This is a genomic window from Arthrobacter sp. TB 26 (genome assembly GCF_000427315.1).
GTDB lineage: Bacteria > Actinomycetota > Actinomycetes > Actinomycetales > Micrococcaceae > Arthrobacter.
This window is the reverse complement of record NZ_AUPJ01000467.1, coordinates 1-554: the sequence shown is the minus strand read 5'-3', so window position 1 is coordinate 554 and position 554 is coordinate 1. Positions and strand designations below refer to the sequence as shown.

Here is a 554-nt window from a genome sequence, read left to right as displayed (position 1 = left end):
TCCGCCGTCGAGCGACGCGTGGTCCCCGGGATGCCGGCCGGCCATGACGTTTGCCAGCAGTGCCGTGTCTGCCACGGTCCGTGCCATCGGGCCGTCACCGCGGTAATGGTCCGCGGAGAGCGGCGCAAGGCCAGGAATCCGTCCGTACGGCGCCTTGTAGCCGACAGTCCCGGTGAACGACGCCGGGAGCCGCGTTGAGCCGGCGATGTCGGAGGCCGTGGCGAGCGGCGCGAGTCCGGCGGCCAGCGCCGCCGCGGAGCCGCCCGAGGAGCCGCCCGGGGAGTACTGGGGATTCCAGGGGTTGCGGGTGACACCCCACAAGGGGCTATGCGTGACCGTGGCACAGCTGTATTCCGGTGTTGTGGTGCGGGCATGAATGATTCCGCCTGCACGCCGGATCCGTTCGATGACGGGGTGGTCCGCGGTGGCACGATCCCCCTTCCGGGCGACCAACCCCTGCGAGAGTGTGCGCCCCTTGAGCCCGTGCTTCTCCTTGGCCGCTACCGGCAATCCGAGCAGCGGCGTCAGGTCGCGGCCGCGGGCGTAGCTGGCGG

At 71.3% G+C, this 554-nt stretch carries 1 protein-coding gene; it reads right to left on the bottom strand.

Annotated elements, in window-relative coordinates; genetic code table 11:
• A partial coding sequence (locus K789_RS0117895; RefSeq protein ID WP_272943980.1) for an amidase family protein occupies positions 1–510 on the bottom strand: 510 nt, incomplete at its 3' end.
• Positions 511–554: the final 44 nt, after the last annotated feature.